Source organism: Arenimonas sp., from assembly GCF_044353605.1.
Classification (GTDB): Bacteria; Pseudomonadota; Gammaproteobacteria; order Xanthomonadales; family Xanthomonadaceae; genus Arenimonas.
The window spans coordinates 154,032-170,876 of the sequence record NZ_JBILBO010000004.1; the positions used below are offsets into that span (position 1 = coordinate 154,032).

At 61.0% G+C, this 16,845-nt stretch carries 17 protein-coding genes; 10 read left to right on the forward strand and 7 right to left on the reverse strand.

Annotated features, from left to right (window positions below):
* The 7 genes from ACIQ1A_RS04195 (at position 1) to ACIQ1A_RS04225 (ending at position 7,047) form a co-directional block, all read left to right on the forward strand.
* Positions 1 to 1,659 carry a fatty acid CoA ligase family protein gene (locus ACIQ1A_RS04195; RefSeq protein ID WP_395769813.1) on the forward strand — a complete coding sequence of 553 codons (1,659 nt, stop codon included), beginning with the start codon at positions 1 to 3 and terminating at the stop codon, positions 1,657 to 1,659.
* The gene (locus ACIQ1A_RS04200; protein WP_395769814.1) at positions 1,656 to 2,654 is read left to right on the forward strand and encodes an NAD-dependent epimerase/dehydratase family protein; all 999 of its coding nucleotides are present in this window, start codon (positions 1,656 to 1,658) and stop codon (positions 2,652 to 2,654) included. Before ACIQ1A_RS04195 ends, ACIQ1A_RS04200 begins: the two co-directional genes overlap by 4 nt.
* A complete protein-coding gene (locus tag ACIQ1A_RS04205; RefSeq protein WP_395769815.1) occupies positions 2,654 to 3,286 on the forward strand; it encodes an SCP2 domain-containing protein in 633 nt (210 codons plus the stop codon). The genes ACIQ1A_RS04200 and ACIQ1A_RS04205 overlap by 1 nt, the downstream gene beginning before the upstream one ends.
* Complete coding sequence (ubiB, locus tag ACIQ1A_RS04210) at positions 3,283 to 4,914, forward strand: ubiquinone biosynthesis regulatory protein kinase UbiB (protein WP_395769816.1); 1,632 nt, start codon at positions 3,283 to 3,285, stop codon at positions 4,912 to 4,914. The genes ACIQ1A_RS04205 and ubiB overlap by 4 nt, the downstream gene beginning before the upstream one ends.
* On the forward strand, positions 4,896 to 5,615 hold the full coding sequence (locus ACIQ1A_RS04215; protein ID WP_395769834.1) for a pseudouridine synthase: 720 nt from the start codon (positions 4,896 to 4,898) through the stop codon (positions 5,613 to 5,615). Before ubiB ends, ACIQ1A_RS04215 begins: the two co-directional genes overlap by 19 nt.
* Positions 5,616 to 5,684: 69 nt before the next feature.
* Entirely contained in the window at positions 5,685 to 6,407 is a 723-nt protein-coding gene (locus ACIQ1A_RS04220) for a hypothetical protein (RefSeq protein WP_395769817.1), read from the forward strand.
* A gap of 7 nt (positions 6,408 to 6,414) precedes the next feature.
* Positions 6,415 to 7,047, forward strand: coding sequence for a thymidine kinase (locus ACIQ1A_RS04225; protein ID WP_395769818.1), 633 nt, complete (start codon positions 6,415 to 6,417; stop codon positions 7,045 to 7,047).
* A gap of 1 nt (position 7,048) precedes the next feature.
* Here ACIQ1A_RS04225 and ACIQ1A_RS04230 read toward each other — a convergent pair whose 3' ends face one another.
* The 4 genes from ACIQ1A_RS04230 to mutM all read right to left on the reverse strand — a co-directional run bounded on the left by ACIQ1A_RS04230 (position 7,049) and on the right by mutM (position 9,354).
* On the reverse strand, positions 7,049 to 7,510 hold the full coding sequence (locus ACIQ1A_RS04230; protein ID WP_395769819.1) for a methyltransferase family protein: 462 nt from the start codon (positions 7,508 to 7,510) through the stop codon (positions 7,049 to 7,051).
* A 1-nt stretch (position 7,511) separates the two neighbouring features.
* A complete protein-coding gene (locus tag ACIQ1A_RS04235; protein ID WP_395769820.1) occupies positions 7,512 to 7,931 on the reverse strand; it encodes a superoxide dismutase family protein in 420 nt (139 codons plus the stop codon).
* An 86-nt stretch (positions 7,932 to 8,017) separates the two neighbouring features.
* Complete coding sequence (locus tag ACIQ1A_RS04240; protein ID WP_395769821.1) at positions 8,018 to 8,449, reverse strand: MAPEG family protein; 432 nt, start codon at positions 8,447 to 8,449, stop codon at positions 8,018 to 8,020.
* A gap of 92 nt (positions 8,450 to 8,541) precedes the next feature.
* Positions 8,542 to 9,354, reverse strand: a complete 813-nt coding sequence (gene mutM / locus ACIQ1A_RS04245; RefSeq protein WP_395769822.1) for a bifunctional DNA-formamidopyrimidine glycosylase/DNA-(apurinic or apyrimidinic site) lyase — start codon at positions 9,352 to 9,354, stop codon at positions 8,542 to 8,544.
* A 75-nt stretch (positions 9,355 to 9,429) separates the two neighbouring features.
* Between mutM and acs the strand changes: the two genes are divergently transcribed.
* On the forward strand, positions 9,430 to 11,373 hold the full coding sequence (acs, locus tag ACIQ1A_RS04250; RefSeq protein WP_395769823.1) for an acetate--CoA ligase: 1,944 nt from the start codon (positions 9,430 to 9,432) through the stop codon (positions 11,371 to 11,373).
* A gap of 118 nt (positions 11,374 to 11,491) precedes the next feature.
* Positions 11,492 to 12,220: a class I SAM-dependent methyltransferase gene (locus tag ACIQ1A_RS04255; protein ID WP_395769824.1), complete on the forward strand. Its 729-nt coding sequence runs from the start codon at positions 11,492 to 11,494 to the stop codon at positions 12,218 to 12,220.
* Here the strand turns inward: ACIQ1A_RS04255 and crcB are convergent.
* The 3 genes from crcB to aqpZ all read right to left on the reverse strand — a co-directional run bounded on the left by crcB (position 12,202) and on the right by aqpZ (position 13,731).
* Complete coding sequence (gene crcB / locus ACIQ1A_RS04260) at positions 12,202 to 12,570, reverse strand: fluoride efflux transporter CrcB (protein WP_395769825.1); 369 nt, start codon at positions 12,568 to 12,570, stop codon at positions 12,202 to 12,204. The two genes, ACIQ1A_RS04255 and crcB, sit on opposite strands and share 19 nt — an antisense overlap.
* Complete coding sequence (locus ACIQ1A_RS04265) at positions 12,567 to 12,974, reverse strand: TfoX/Sxy family protein (RefSeq protein ID WP_395769826.1); 408 nt, start codon at positions 12,972 to 12,974, stop codon at positions 12,567 to 12,569. Before ACIQ1A_RS04265 ends, crcB begins: the two co-directional genes overlap by 4 nt.
* A 70-nt stretch (positions 12,975 to 13,044) precedes the next feature.
* Positions 13,045 to 13,731, reverse strand: coding sequence for an aquaporin Z (gene aqpZ, locus ACIQ1A_RS04270; RefSeq protein WP_395769827.1), 687 nt, complete (start codon positions 13,729 to 13,731; stop codon positions 13,045 to 13,047).
* Between the two features lie 259 nt (positions 13,732 to 13,990).
* Here aqpZ and ACIQ1A_RS04275 point away from each other — a divergent pair.
* Positions 13,991 to 16,845 (forward strand): DUF748 domain-containing protein (locus tag ACIQ1A_RS04275; RefSeq protein WP_395769828.1); only part of this gene is annotated, 2,855 nt, incomplete at its 3' end.

Below are 16,845 nucleotides of genomic sequence, written 5' to 3' on the forward strand. Positions count from 1 at the left end.
ATGCCCGAGCTGATCAACATCGCGGACATCCTGCCCCTGCGTGCCGAACAGTTAGGCGATCGGCCGGCCATCCGTTGTCCAGGCACGAAAGGACCGGACGGTTTCGCGCGTTACGATGACCTCATCAGCTACGCCGATCTTGATCGGCGCAGTCATCATTTGGCTTTGGGTTTCCAAGCCTACGGCATCGGCCGCGGACAACGCGCGGTGGTCATGCTCAAGCCGTCGATTGAATTTTTTCTGGTGATGTTCGCCCTGTTCAAGGCCGGCGCCGTGCCGGTGCTGGTGGATCCGGGCATCGCGCGCTCCGTACTGAAACAATGCCTGCGTGAAGCCGCGCCGCAGGCCTTCATTGGCATTGCTCTGGCGCAAGCCGCGAAGCTGGTGCTGGGCTGGGCACCGGACGTGCGATTGAAAGTCACCGACGGCCGTTTTGCCCTGTTCGGCGGCCAAACGCTGAGTGCTATCGAAGCCTTGGGCCGTGCCAGCCGGGCAGAATTGCCGCAGGTCGACGGCGAGGATCCGGCCGCGATTCTGTTCACCTCGGGTTCCACCGGCGTACCTAAAGGCGTGCTGTACCGACACCGGCATTTCACCGCGCAGGTGCGTTTGTTGCAGCAGGCGTTCGCGGTTGAACCCGGCGGCGTCAGTCTGCCTACTTTTCCGCCGTTCGCGCTGTTCGATCCGGCCTTGGGACTGACCAGCATCATTCCCGATATGGATCCGCGCCGGCCGGGCAGCGCCAATCCGGAAAAACTGCGGCATGCCATCACCACTTTCAGCGTCACCCAACTGTTCGGTTCACCGGCGCTGATGGCGGTGCTGGCCAAGCACGGCAAATCTTTGCCCGGTCTGCGCTGCGTCATTTCCGCCGGCGCGCCGGTGCCGGCTGACACTGTGGAAAAAATCCGCAGCCTGTGTGATCCGCAGGCCCGTTTCTGGACACCCTACGGCGCTACCGAATGCCTGCCGGTGGCGGTTATCGACGGCGAGCAGCTGGCCTTGACCCGCGCCGGCACCGAGCAGGGCTTCGGCACCTGCGTGGGCATGTCTGTGCCGGAAAATACCGTGCGTCTGATTGCCATCAGCGATGAACCGATTGCCGAATGGGATGAGGGGCGATGCGTGCCGCAGGGCGAAATCGGTGAAGTCACCGTGGCCGGCCCGAGCGCCACCGACAGCTATTACCGCCGCGAGGCTTCCAATCTTCTCGGAAAAATCCACGAAACCCTGACCGATGGCAGCACCCGCGTCGTGCACCGCATGGGTGATCTGGCCTGGCAGGATACGCAGGGCCGTCTGTGGTTCTGCGGTCGAAAATCACAACGCCTGCAGACGGCGCAAGGTCTGCTCGGTACCGAAAACGTCGAGCCGATTTTCAATCAGCATCCGGCGGTGCGGCGTTCGGCCTTGGTCGGACTCGGCACTTATGGCGCGCAACAACCGGTCTTGTGCATCGAGCGCGAGCCAGGCGCGGCCATTACCGATTCCGTACTGTGCAGCGAATTACTCACCATTGCCAGCCAGCATCGGCACACGCGGCAGATTCAAATCGTACTGTTCCATCCGGGCTTTCCGGTCGATATCCGGCACAACGCCAAAATCGGCCGCGAGCAGCTCACCCTGTGGGCGGCCAAACGCCTGGCCAAGCGCGCATGAAGGTTCTGGTGACCGGCGGCAGCGGCTTTCTCGGCCAGGGCCTGTGCCGCGGCCTGCTTGCACAAGGCCATACCGTAATCAGCCTGCAACGGCATCATTCCGAAGCGCTGGCGGCACTGGGCGTGACCCAGGTGCTCGGTGCACTCGATGATGCTGCGAAAGTACGTGTGGCGTTGCAGGGGGTGGATGCCGTGCTGCACAATGCCGCCAAGGCCAGTGGCTGGGGCGCATGGCAGGACTTCGAACGTACCAATATCACCGGCACCACCGTACTTCTGGCCGAATCGCGTGCCATCGGTATCCACCGCTTTGTGTACACCTCGACACCGAGCGTGGTGCACGCCGGCCGTACGCCGGTCAGTGGCGGCAATGAAAGCAACACGCCGTATGCCACGCATTTTTCCGCGCATTATCCGCACAGCAAGATGCTGGCCGAGCGCGCCGTGTTGTCCGCGAATACAACGGACTTCGCGACGGTCGCACTGCGACCCCGTTTGATCTGGGGCCCGGGCGATACGCAGCTGTTGCCGCGTCTGGCCGAGCGCGCCCGCGCCGGCCGTCTGCGTTTCATCGGCGATGGCAGCAACCGGATGGACTGCACCTACATCGACAATGTGGTGCAGGCGCATCTGCTGGCGCTGGAACACCTGCAGCCGGGCGCAGTCTGCGCCGGCAAGGCCTATTTCATTTCCAACGGCGAGCCGATGCCGATCCGCGACATCGTCAATGGCTTGCTGGGCGCCGCCGATGCCCCGACAGTGCAGTCGAGCGTGCCGTTTGCGGTCGCTTATCTGGGCGGGATGGTGTGTGAGTTGCTCTGGCGCGCATTCCGGGTGCCGGGCGAACCGCCGATGACCCGGTTTCTGGCCGAACAATTGTCGACCGAGCATTGGTATGATTGTTCCAACGCGCGCCGTGATTTCGGTTATGTGCCGCAGGTGTCCTTCGCGGAAGGCCTGCGTCGTCTGCGCGACTCCCTGCAGAAGGCTGATTGATGAGTACCCCGTTTTCCCTGGATTCGATGAAACCCCTGGCCGGCCGTGTGCTGCAGGAGGGTCTGAACCGTGCGCTCCGTCTTGATCCGGCCAGCCGTGAAAAACTGCAGGCTTTGGAAGGCCGCCGTATTGAAGCGCATCTGCAATCGCCCGATATCGCCTTGGCCATCGATGTCCGCGAGGGCCGGCTGCAGGTCGGTCCGGTGGATGCCGCGCGCGAGGCCGACGTCAGCATCAAGAGCAAGCTGTCCGGGCTGTTGCAGAGCCTGCCGGTGTTCGCGCAGGGACGGACCGTGGTCGGCGCCATGCGCATCAATGGCGATGTCGAACTGGCGCGCGTGCTGCAGGATCTGCTGAAAAACTACGACCCGGATTGGGAGGCGCCGTTCGTCACCGCCTTCGGTCCGGTGCTTGGTCCGCAAGCGGCAAAAATTCTGCGCGAAGGATTCCGTCATGCCCGTATCGGGGCCGCCGGCCTGGCCCGTTCCGGCGCCGAATACGCGACCGAAGAAGCGCGGGTGGTGGTCGGCAAGGCCGAGCTCGCCGATTTCCATGGCGAGGTCGATCGTCTGCGCCAACGCGCCGATCGTCTGCAGGCCCGCGCCGAACAGCTTGCCGGGCGGATGAAATGAAACCGCTGCTGCGCGCTATCGCCATTGTCGGCACCGCATCGCGTTACGGTCTGGATGAATTGCTGCCAAAATCGCGGGCTACGCCCTTGCTGCGTGTTGCCAAAGTATTCGTTCCGACCTCGGCTGCCAATCGCGCCTTGCCGCGTGGCGCCCGTCTGCGTATGGCCTTGCAGGAACTCGGGCCCTTGTTCGTCAAGCTCGGTCAAGTCCTGTCCACACGCCGCGATTTGCTGCCGGCCGACATCGCCGATGAGCTGGCCGGACTGCGCGATCAGGTGCAGGCGTTCCCGTCAGCACAGGCGCGGACCTTGATTGAGGCCAGCCTCGGTCAGCCACTGACAGAGGTGTTCGAGCGCTTCGACGACGAACCGCTGGCCTCGGCCTCGATTGCGCAGGTGCATGCGGCGTGGCTCAAGGATGGCCGGGAAGTCGTGGTCAAAGTGCTGCGGCCCGACATCGAAGCCCGGATCCGCGCCGACATCGCGCTGATGCGATTATTGGCCGATGGTCTGTGTCGTCTGCATCCGCATGCCGATAAAATCCGGCCGCATGATGTGGTCGCCGAATTGGAAAGCACGCTGTTGGCCGAATGCGATCTGCAGCGCGAGGCCGCCAACGCCAGCCTGATGCGCCGTCTGTGGCAGAACAGTGCCGAGCTGTCGGTGCCGGAAGTGATCTGGCCGCTGACCGGCGAAAGCGTTCTGGTCATGCAGCGCGTGTATGGCATTCCGGCCGATGCCATCGAAGAGCTCGACCGCCGTGGTATCGACCGCAAGGCACTGGCCGCTAAGGCCGTGCGCATTTTGTATCAGCAGGTGTTCCGCGATAATTATTTCCACGCCGATGCCCATGCCGGAAATATCTGGGTCGATACCGACGGTGAACGCCGCGGGTCGTTCATTGCCCTGGATTTCGGCATTGTCGGCCAGCTCAGCGAGCAGGACCAGTATTATCTGGCCGAAAATTTCATGGCGATCTTCCACAAGGATTACCGCAAGATCGCGCGACTGCATGTGCAGGCCGGATGGATGCCGGCTTCGCTGCGCTTGGATGAATTGGAAGCGGCCGTGCGTGCGGTCTGCGAGCCGTATTTCACGCGCCCGCTGTCGGAGTTCTCGATTGCCGAAGTGGTGGCCAAGCTGCTGCGCACCGCGCAGAAGTACCAGCTGACCCTGCAGCCGCAGCTGATTCTGCTGCAGAAAACCCTGCTCAACACCGAAGGCCTGGCACGAACGCTCGATCCGGACATTGATTTGTGGGCCGTGGCGCGCCCGGTGCTGGAAGGCATTCTGCGCGAACGGTACAGCCCGAAAGCCTTCGTCGACCGCATGCAGAAACAGTGGCCGGAAATCCTGCATCAGGCCTCCGGTCTGCCGGCGTTGCTGCAGTCGGCGTTGGCCCAACAGGTCGAGGGTGAAACCCGCATCCGTATGCGTTCGGATGAAATCGCACAGCTGGTGAAAATCAGCCAGCGCAATCAGCGCCAGCTGTTCGCGCTCGCGCTCGCCGTCACTGCCGGTTTTGCTTCCGGTCTGCTTTATCTGCTTGCAGGCCCCGGTCCGCTGCTGTACACCGCGATGGCCGTGAGCTTGATCGGCTTCGTTCTGGCCTGGCCGCGCCGTCTGTGACCGAAGGCCCGTTGCAGGTCCTGTACCGGGATGCCCGCTGCGCCGTCATCAATAAGCCGGCCGGCTTGATGGCGCATGCCAGTGGCCTGGCTCGCGGCGAAGACGATTTTCTGCTGCATCGTCTGCGTGATCAGCTCGCGTCCAAGGTGCATCTGATCCACCGGCTCGATCGCGCCACCAGCGGCTGCGTGCTGGTGGCTTTCGATGCCGAGGCGGCGTCCGTACTCGGCAAGGCCTTTATGGGCCGCGATGTCGGCAAGGACTATCTGGCCGTCTGCCGCGGCTGGCCGGAGGCGGAATTCACCGTTGATCATGATCTGGATGGCGGCCCGGGCAAGCCGGAAAAGAAACCGGCAGTCACGGTATTCCGTTGTCTGGGGACTGCCGAATTACCGATGGCCAGCGCTGAGCATCCGACCTCGCGTTATGCGTTGCTGCAGTGTACGCCGGTGACTGGCCGTTTCCGCCAGATCCGGCGCCATCTCAAGCACGTCTCGCATCATCTGATCGGCGATACTAGCCATGGCGACGGCCGCCACAACCGGGCGTTCCGCATGCTTGGTGTGCACCGGATGCTTCTGCACGCCTGGCGTTTACGCTTTCCTCATCCGGAATCGGGTGAAATGTTGACGTGCACCGCGCCGCTGGATGCGGAGTTCCGTAAAGCGCTGGCTGTACTCGGGGTTGCCGCGCCCGGCTGACTTCCGGCACATTCGCCCTGTTACAACAGCCGTTATGCTGAACCCAGTCCTTTGCCGATGGAACCGAAAATGAAAATCCGCACGATTGTGCCGCTTCTTGCCTTGATGCTCTTTTCGGCATCGCTGCCTGCCGCTGATGTCGGCCCGAAAGACGATGCCTTCATCGTCCAGTCGCGTAGTTTTCTGAGCAGTCATCCGGACCTGTATGGCCGCGTGCTGGGCATGAAGAGCTACAGCAAGGGCGATTACAAAGAAGCCATGCGCCAGTTCCGCAAGGGCGCCTATTACGCCGATAAGCCCTCACAAGCCATGGTCGCGGAAATGCTGTGGAAGGGTGAGGGCGTGCAGATTGACCGGGCCGAAGCCTATGTCTGGATCGATCTGGCGGCCGAGCGCCTGTACCGCGATCTGGTCGCCAAGCGCGAGCAGTACTGGAGCGAGTTGACCGAGCTTGAGCGGCGCCAGGCACTGGATAAAGGGGCGGCGCTGTATGCCCGCTACGGCGACAGCGTGGCCAAGAAGCGCATTGAAGCCATTTTGGAGCGCAACCGGCGCAACATCACCGGCAGCCGTACCGGCTATGCCGGCACGCTTAAAATCGAAATCCCCGGTCCGGGCGGCATGCCGATCCAGGTCAATGGCGATGAGTTCTACCAGGATAAATTCTGGCAACCCGAAGACTACTGGAAATGGCAAAATGGAACCTGGAAGGCGTTGCCGACCGGCACCGTGACCGCCAGCGAATTGATGCCGGTGGCACCGGCTGAGGCGCCGAAAAAAGACGACGAATAGGATTTCCGTGGCCAAGCTGTATTTCTACTACTCCACCATGAACGCCGGCAAGACCACCACCTTGCTGCAGAGTGCCTACAATTATCACGAGCGCGGCATGCGCACGTTGATCCTGACCCCGCGGCTCGACAACCGCGCCGGCGAGGGCGTGGTCGCCTCGCGCATCGGACTCAAAGCCAATGCGGTGACGTTCACCGGCGACGATGATCTGGCGGCGATTGTGCGTCAGGCCTTGGCGGCCAAGGGCAAGATTGACTGTGTGCTGGTCGATGAATCACAGTTTCTGTCCAAGGCGCAGGTCTGGCAGCTGACCGATGTGGTCGATAGCCTGAAGATTCCGGTGCTGGCCTATGGTCTGCGTACCGATTTCCGTGGCGAACTGTTCGAAGGCAGTCAGTACCTGCTGGCCTGGGCCGATAACCTGATTGAGTTGAAAACCATCTGCCATTCCGGCAAGAAAGCCAACATGGTGGTGCGTGTCGATCAAAACGGACGCGCGGTCACCGAAGGCCCGCAGGTGGAAGTCGGCGGCAACGAACGCTATGTGTCGGTGTCACGTCCCGAGTTCAAGAAAATCATGGCCGGTGAAAGCGCCATCGAGCTGCAGCAGAGCGTATTGCCGCTGGATCAGGACGACTGATTCAGAGCCAGCGCCGAACGCGTTGGCGGTAAGTTTCGAAATCCGCGCCGAAGTGCTGCGCCAATAAGCTTTCTTCCGGAATGATCTGGAAATGCGTGATGTAAGCGATGAACGCGCCGATACCCAATAGTGCCGCCGGACTTTCCAGAGTCACCGCCCAGGCCAATAACAGCAGCGCCATGCCCACATACATCGGGTTGCGGCTGATGCGGTAGATGCCGCTGGTGACCAAACTGCTTGTTTTTTCCGGATGCAGCGGGTTGATCGTGGTGTGGTGCCGGCGGAATGCAATCAATCCGGCCAAATCGAAACCAATGCCGATGATTGCTAGCGTGATGGCGGCGGGCAAGGTCCAGACCGGACCCAGCCCATAGGGCATGGTGGTTTCGGCAAGGGCATACATCGCGCCGGCGCAGAGCAGCGCAATGACCGGTGGTGGAATTTTCAGGGCCAGCGTGGCCATGTCAGTTGATGACGCCGCAGGCAATGCGCGCACCGCCGCCGCCGAGCGTGGCGGGATGGTCGGCGTGGTTATCGCCGCCGGCATGCAGCATCAGCGAACGGCCCGGAAGCTCGCTCAGCTTCAGGCGTGGCGCCAGCACGGGTTGCGTGGCCGAACCTTCGGCCAAAGCCGCAACCGGTTTGCCGTCTTTGTCTTTCGGCGCGCAGCTCGGGTTTTCATGCACGTGGAAGCCATGCAGTCCCGGCGGCAAAGCCCGCATCTGCGGGGTGAACACCAGACCGTAGGGGGTTTCAGTGATGCGCACCTCGCCGACCCAGGCCGCTTTACCGGTGGCATCGACCAGATCCATGCTGACCATGCGTTCGTTGGCATTGGCAAGCACGCTTGTCGTCAGCAGAAAAGCCAACAGGTAAAATTTCATGGCAGGCTCCAAAACATTGAGATTGTCCTAGCCTAGCGGAAGTCGGGTCAAGCCGTTGTCAATCCGGCGTGCTCGCGTCCTTTGGCTCAGGCCGCGCTGTGTGCAAGCATAGAAGATAACAGCTGGAAAGCCCAATACAGACCGATGCCAATCTGCGTGGCGAAGGCTGCGAAACGGACCATAACCGCTGTCGGACTTGTCGAGACTAGATGCACCAGTGACTGGATTAGGCGGCTCGCCAGAAACATATAGGCCAGCGGATCGGTGATCGCGGTGCGGTCGCTAACGATGGCCACCAGCAGCAGGCCGCCGAATACGGGCAGACTCTCCACGCAGTTAGCGTGTGCTCGCGCCAGACGCTGCATGAACGGTGATAGGCCGGCGTTATCGGGCGTGAAGCCGTTGGCTGGCACTTTCCCGCGTAGTACCAGCTGTGAGCGCATGATTGCCATCAGAACCAGAAGTAAGAGGGCCCAAGCGATGAATGCGGTGAGGGTGAATATGGTTGGTAGCGTCATCTTGAACTCCTGCTTAATTGAGAGTAATTAAAAATGATACCCATATTTAGTACGAATGTGAAGGGCGTATTCAGTCGCCTGCATGAATATTTTCAGGTTTGGCAAGATCCGCACCACGCTCCCGCCCGGTTGTTCAGGCGCGAGTCGCGCAGCGGCCGCCCGCATTTCTTGCAGGGCTCGCCTTCGCGGCCGTACACATCCAGCTCCTGTTCAAAGTAACCGGGCTCGGAGTCGGGATTGATGAAATCGCGCAGGGTGGTGCCGCCGCGTTCAATGGCATAGGCCAGGATTTCTTTGGCCGCCTCTGCCAGTTTTTCATAGCGCGCCTTGGTCAGGCTCCCCGCTTCGCGCAGCGGTGAAATACCGGCGCGGAACAGGCTCTCGGCGGCGTAGATGTTACCCACCCCGACGACTACTGCCTGATCCATCAGAAAGGATTTGACCGCGGCGGTCTTGCCGCGGCTCTTGCGGAACAGGTAATCGCCGTTGAACGCCTCCGACAGCGGCTCGGGCCCCAGCTTCTGCAGCAGCGGATGGATTTCACCCGGCGCCTGCCAGAGCAGACAACCGAAGCGGCGCGGATCGGTGAAGCGGATAATGCGCTTGCCGGTCAGTTCGATGTCGACATGGTCGTGCTTGCCGGCCGGGGTGCCGGCCTTCAGTACGCGCATGCTGCCTGACATGCCCAGATGCCAGAGCGCGCTCCCGGCGGCGGTGTGCATCAGCAGGTATTTGGCACGGCGCTCGATGGCCAGAATCTTTTCACCGGGCAGACGATCGACAATCTCGAACGGAATCGGCCAGCGCAGACTGTCGCGGCGCAGCACCACGCCGGTAATGCGCTTACCGAGGATGTGCGGCTCCAGGCCGCGGCGGGTGGTTTCGACTTCGGGCAATTCAGGCATGGCAATCAGGCAGGCGGACGATTTCGGATACCATACACGAGAACCGGTAATGCCCGCGTGAGGCGGTGGAGACCCATGACAGACCTGTATCCCGTATCCGATGCGTTCGCCGCCAAGGCCGCTCTGGACAAAGTCGCCGTTGACGCGCTGCACGACGCCGTTGCCAAGGATTCCGATGCGTTCTGGCGCGAACAGGCCGGCCGCCTGCTGTGGTCGAAACCGTTTACCGTGGTCAAGAACGTCAGCTTCCACAAAGAAGACTTTCGCATCCGCTGGTTCGAAGACGGCGAACTGAATGTGGCGGTCAATTGTCTGGATCGCCACTTGCCGGCGCATGCCGAAAAAACCGCCATCATCTGGGAATCCGACAATCCGGCCATACCTTCGCAACGCATCAGCTACGGCGAGCTGCATGCCCGCGTCTGCCAACTGGCGAACGCCTTGGAAAATCTCGGGGTGGTCAAAGGCGATCGCATCACGATTTATTTGCCGATGATTCCGGAAGCGGCCATCGCCATGCTGGCCTGCGCCCGCATCGGCGCGGTACATTCGGTGGTGTTCGGCGGATTTTCGCCAGATGCCATCGCCTCTCGCATCGAGGACTGCGCCAGCAAACTGATCATCACGGCTGGCGCCAGCCAACGCGGCGGAAAATGGCTGCCGCTGAAAGCGCAGGTCGATGAAGCCCTGCAGCAACGCGGCACCTACTCTGTGGAAACCGTGCTGGTGGTCCGTCACGGCCCGGGCGCGCCGCCGATGCAGATGCCACGTGACCGCTGGTACGACGAAGTGGTTGATCCACAAGCGCGCACGCATACCGCGGTGGCCATGAATGCCGAAGACCCGCTGTTCATTCTTTACACCTCAGGCTCCACCGGTAAACCCAAGGGCGTGCTCCACACCAGTGCCGGCTATCTGCTGCATGCCAGTTTCACCCACGAAGCGGTATTCGATCTGAAGCCCGAGGATGTGTACTGGTGCACCGCCGATGTCGGTTGGATTACCGGCCACAGTTATTGCGTGTACGGCCCGCTGACCAATGCCGCCACCACCGTGATGTTCGAAGGCGTGCCGAACTGGCCGGATTTCTCGCGCTTCTGGCAGGTCGTGGACAAGCATCAGGTCAGCATTTTCTATACCGCACCGACCGCCATCCGGGCCCTGATGCGTGAAGGCGAGGCACCGGTCAAGCAAAGCTCGCGCGCCTCGCTGCGCCTGCTCGGCACGGTCGGCGAGCCGATCAATCCGGAAGCCTGGCGCTGGTATCACCGCGTGGTCGGCGACGGCCGCTGTCCGGTGGTGGACACCTGGTGGCAGACCGAAACCGGCGGCATTCTGATTGCGCCGTTGCCGGCCGCGACCGATCTGAAACCGGGCTCGGCCACGCTGCCGTTTTTCGGCGTGCGCCCGCAATTGGTCAATGCTGAAGGCGTGCCGATCGAGGGCGCCGGCGAAGGCAATCTGGTGCTGCTGGATTCCTGGCCGGGCCAGATGCGCACGGTGTACGGCGATCATGCACGCTTTTTCGAAACCTATTTCAGCACCTATCCCGGCACCTACTTCACCGGTGACGGCGCACGCCGCGATGCCGACGGCTATTACTGGATCACCGGCCGCGTCGACGATGTGCTGAATGTGTCCGGGCATCGTCTGGGCACGGCCGAAATCGAAAGTGCGCTGGTCTCACATCCGGCGGTAGCGGAAGCAGCGGTAGTTGGCGCGCCGCACGACATCAAAGGTCAGGGCATTTATGTGTATGTCACGCTCAAAGCCGGCCAGACCGAATCGGACGCGCTACGGCGGGAACTGATTGAACACGTGCGCCATCATCTGAGTCCGATTGCCAGCCCGGACTGGATGCAATGGGCGCCGGGCCTGCCGAAAACGCGTTCGGGAAAAATCATGCGGCGCATTCTGCGCAAGATCGCCGAAAACCAACCGGAGGCCCTGGGCGACATCTCCACCCTGGCCGATCCGGCCGTGGTCGCGCATCTGGTCACGCACCGCCTGATCCGTTGAGTCAGGCACCGGTTCGATAGATCCAGCAAAATGGCATGCCCATCACCCGGCTGATTCCACTTTATGTACGCATGCTGCGGAGCGGTTAGAATGAAGGAAATCCCGTTCCGGCAGCACCATGACTGACTACAGTGAAATCTTCGCCCAGCGGGCGCATCAGTATCATGCCGCCATGCAGCGTGATCCACGGGCGCGCGACGGGGAGTTTCTGGCCTTGCTGGAAGACCTGTCGGCAACAGCTGTCGATCTGCTTGATGTGCCCTCCGGCGGCGGTTATTTGAACGCCTACCTGGAAGCCGATCGCCGATTGGAAAGCTGCGATTTCAGCATTGGCTTTGCCGGCAGCCGCATTCCCTTGGGAAGCCCGGAGGCTTTGCCGTTCCCCGATGCCGCCTTCGATGCGGTGCTGTCCTTGACCGGACTGCATCATGTATCGCTGGATCGGCAGAACGCGTTCTTCGCCGAATGCCGGCGCTTGTTGCGCTCCGGCGGGCAGTTGTTGATCGGTGAAGTGTTGGCCGGCTCGAAAGTGGGGGCCTTCCTCAACGATTTCGTGCACCGGCACAACAGCCAGGGCCATGTCGGCGTGTTCTTTGATGAGACCTTTCTGCCGCGCCTGCAGTCGGCCGGTTTCGATGCGGCGCGGATGACCGTGCGTCATTATCCCTGGCACTTTGCCGACGAAGCCGCAATGGTGTTTTACTGCCGCAACATGTTCGGCATCGACCAAGCCACCGATGCCGAAGTTCTGGCCGGTCTGCGCGACTATCTGGATTTCCGCACCACCAGCGATGGCCGGATTGAGCTGCCGTGGCAGCTGGTGTTCTTTCAGGCGGTAAAACGGTAAGCCAATAGAATCGCCGCCAATCCGCACACCACGCTGGCCAGCACATAGATGCAGGCCGTCAGGACATCGCCACGCTTGAGTAGATGCGCGGTTTCCAGGCCGAAGGCCGAAAACGTCGTAAAACCGCCGAGCACGCCGGTGAACAGGAACAGGCGTAGATTCGGCGAGAGGATATCGTGCTTGGCTGCCAGTGTAAACAGCAGACCGGCAATCAGACAGCCCGACACATTCACCACGAAGGTGGGCCAGGGAAATTTCTGCTGTGCGCTGTGATGCAGCAGCCAGCCTGACAGGCCGTAACGCGCCATGGCACCCAAGCTACCGCCCAATGCCACCCATAACCAATTCATGGCCTGCTTCTCCTTATTTTTGGTGCGACTTTCGCTTGCGCCGCCCTTAACGCGCATTGATGGGCTTTTTCCGCCCACAGTGCCATCTGTTCGGAATCTTCGAACACCGATTCCGGGGCCTGGTAATACTTTAGGGACGTGCTGCGGCCTTTGCTGGAATACACGAAGGGCAGCAAGCCGAGGGCGATGAACTCTTCGGCCAGGAAATCGCTGGCCTTGAAGTAAAGCTGCTCGTCGGCGATCAGGGCGAACATCAGGCCGCCCTGGTAAATGCCGAAGCCGCCGAACATCGCGCGCTTCGTGACATCCGGCACATCCGCCATCTGTTCAAGCACGAAATCAGCGAATGCGGATTGACGTTGCCGATCGGCCATCGGGTTGGACTCTTGATCATCAGAATCCACTGTAAGGGGTATGCCGGATGCGGGCAAGAAAAAAGGCGCCTAAGCGCCTTTTTCCGGGAAGTCCGAAGACTCAGTCTTCCTTGCCGATGAACTTGTAGATGGTGGCACCGAGCAGAGCACCGACAATCGGCGCAGCCCAGAACACCCACAGTTGCTGGATGGCCCAGGCATCCGCGAACAGGGCCACGCCGGTGCTGCGCGCCGGGTTGACCGAGGTGTTGGTGACCGGAATAGAGATCAGATGGATCAAGGTCAGACACAGGCCGATGGCAATCGGCGCGAAACCGGCAGGAGCGCGTTTGTCAGTGGCACCGAGAATCACGATCAGGAAGAAGGCCGTCATCACCACTTCGGTGATCACTGCCGCCTGCATCGAGAAGCCGCCCGGCGAATGTTCGCCGAAGCCGTTCGAGGCAAAGCCGCCGGCACCGGCGAAATCCGACTTGCCTGAAGCAATCAGATACAGCACGCCGCCTGCGGCGATGGCGCCGAGTACCTGCGCGACGATGTAGGGTCCGAGATCCTTGGCCGGGAAGCGACCGCCGGCCCACAGGCCGATGGAAACCGCTGGGTTGAGATGACAGCCCGAAATGTGGCCGATGGCATAGGCCATGGTCAGTACGGTCAGACCGAAGGCCAAGGATACGCCGGCCAAGCCGATGCCGACATCCGGAAATGCCGCAGCCAGTACGGCACTGCCGCAGCCACCGAGCACCAGCCAGAAGGTGCCGAAAAATTCCGCGCCGAGTTTTTTCATGTTCCTCTCCAAAAGGTCGTGTTGCGAATTATGGTTTGTTATTGGGTGCGCCATTCGATTTCCGAACGGGCGAGGCCTTTGCCCCGTGCCTACAATAAACCGCAGGCAGGGGGTTTGTATAGAACAGGGGACGGCATGCTCTTTTGTTTGGCTTTGCCGGTCAGCAATTTATCTTTATCGGCCAGCCGGCAGTGCTCTGGCCAGGGCATGCTTGCGCCTGTCAAACGGCAGGGGCATCATAGGTCGAACGGAGGTGTCTATGTTGGCTTGGATGAAATCGAAATGGCTGCTGTTGGCCGGACTGCTGGTGCTTGCTGTCGGTGTCTATGCCTTGATCGGCTTCAAGCTGGTGCCTAAGCTGATCCGCAGCCAGGCCATGGATTACGCACAGACCGAGCTGAAAAAACCGCTCGCGCTCGGCGAGATCCGTTTCAACCCGTTCACCTTCGAACTCGACATGCGTGACATCATGCTGCAGGATGCCGGCAAGCCCATGCTGTCGCTGCAGCGCCTGTTCGTGGATTTCCAGGCCTCCTCGCTGTTCAAGCGCGCCTTCGTGTTCAACACCGTATTGCTCGACAAGCCGTTCGCGCGCGCCATCATCAAACCGGACGGTTCGCTCAATCTGGCCGACCTGCTGCCCAAGGAAAAAAACGACGATCCGCTGCCGAATGTGTGGATCGGCGATTTCAGCGTCAATGCCGGACAGGTCAATTTCGCCGACCAGAGCCGCGCGCTGAAACCGGAAAAGGTGTTGACGCCGATTACCTTCAGCCTGAAGGATTTCAAAACGCGTGACGAAGGCGGCGGCTTCGTGCTGGCTGCGGCCAGCGACGAGGGCGAGCGTTTCGAATGGCGCGGTAGCCTGTCGTTGGAGCCGGTGGCTTCCAAGGGTGCCTTCAAGGTCGAGGCCTTCAAGGCGGTCAGCGCCTACGAATTCCTGAGCGAGGAACTGCCGTTCCAGCTCAGTGACGGCAGCTTCAGCCTGTCCGGAGATTACGATTTCAGCATTCTGGGCAAAAGCGGCCCGCGCCTACTGGTGAACCTGCCAAGCATCCGCGCCGATAAACTCGCCATCCGTCCGAAAAGCGGTGCTGAAGACTGGCTGCGTCTGCCTTCGGTGGTGCTCAATGACACCCGGGTCGATCTCAACAAACAGACCGCCAGCGTTGCCGCCATCAATCTGCAGGGCGTGCAGGCCAAAGTCTGGCTGAATCCTGACGGCTCGCTCAACATCGAACGCCTGTTCGCCGAAGAGGGCGCGCCGCCGGCATCTGCGGCACCGGCTCAGACCAGCGCAGCGGCCTGGAAAGCGGAGATCGGCAAGATCACGGTCAGTGCCGCCACGCTCGATGTCGAAGACCGCACGGTCAAACCCGCCGGAAAATTCCAGCTGACCCCCACCGAGTTCAGCGCCAGTGGTTTGAGCCTGGATTTGGATAAGCCGGTGCCGATTGCAATGACCAGCACCATCAACGGCAAGGCGCCGCTGCGTATCGAAGGCACCGTGGTGCCGTCGGTGGTCACCGCCGATCTGGCGCTGGAACTCAGCGGCATGCCGATGAACCAGCTGTTGATGTATCTGCCGGATTTTCCGGGCACCACCTTCAAATCAGGCACGGTGGCCGCCAAGGGCCGCCTGACGATGGATGAGAAGGCCAATATCGCCTATCAGGGCGATGGCGTGGTCGACAATCTGGTGCTGCTCGATGTCAAGAACCGGTCGGAGCTTATTGCGCTGGTTAAAACCACGGCGAAGGGCATCGATTACCGGCAGGGTCCGGAAAAAATCCGCATCGACAGCGTCATCCTCGATCGGCCGTCGATGGAAGTGGTGGTCACCGAGCAGGGCAGCATCAATCTGGTCGACCTGTTGACCACCGATACCGCCGCCACCGCACAGTCCGGCAGCAAGGAGGCCGTCGCCGAAACCCCGATCGACATCGGCAAGCTGGTATTCAACAAGGGCACCATGCGTTTCGCCGACTATTCCATCCAGCCGAATTTCCGGGCGCGCATCGAGGGTCTGGACGGCCGCATCCTCGGCATCTCCACCCGGCCCGATGCCGTCGCGGATATCGACCTGAACGGTTACGTCATCAACAAATATTCGCCGGTTGTCATCAAAGGCAAGACCAGTATTTTCGATTACGAAAAAAGCACCGACATTCAAATGGCTTTCCGCAACATCGAGCTGCCGGTGTTCAACCCGTATTCCGGACGCTTTGCCGGTTATGCCATCGCCAAGGGCAAGCTGACCACCGAACTGCACTACCGCATCAATGATAAAAAGCTGCAGGCCGACCATCACGTGATTCTCGATCAACTGACCTGGGGTCAGGCCACCGGCAGCAAGGAAGCGGTGTCATTACCGATCCGCTTGGCCACGGCGCTATTGAAGGACAAGAACGGTGTCATCGATCTGAATGTGCCGGTCACCGGCACGCTGGATGATCCCAAGTTCAAGATCGGCCCGATCGTCTGGCAGATCGTCAAGAACATCGTGGTGAAAGTGGTGACGGCACCATTCTCGTTCATCGGCGGCCTGTTCGCTGGTGCCGAAGAAGCGCAATTCATCGACTTCGCGCCGGGATCAGCCGAGCTGCCAACTGCGGCCGCCACCAACCTGCCGCAGTTGGCCAAGGCCTTGGTCGACAAGCCGGAGCTGAATCTGGATATTCCCGCCGGCATACTGGATGAGCTCGACCGCGATGCTCTGGCCGAGCGTAAGATGCAGGCCGCCGCCGCGGCTCAGATTGGCAAGCCGGGTAAAACCCTGCCGCCCTATGCCGACTGGGAGCCGAAGCAGCAGCTGGATGCATTAGAGACCCTTTATAAAATGCAGTTCGGCAGCAAGCCCGATATTCCGAAAGCCGAGGCCGTGACTGAATCTGCCGAAGATGCCGGCTGGAAAGAAAAGCGCGCGGCCAAGAAATCCTACGAGGCGGACTGGCTGGAAACGCAACTCATCGCCAAGTATCAGCCTACTGCCGCCGAACTGGTCGTCTTGGGTGCCGCCCGCGGCGAAGCGGTGCAGGATGCGCTGCTGAAGGACGGCACGCTCGATCCAACGCGGGTGTTTCTGTCCACCAATGCCCAATTGAAAGCCCAGGA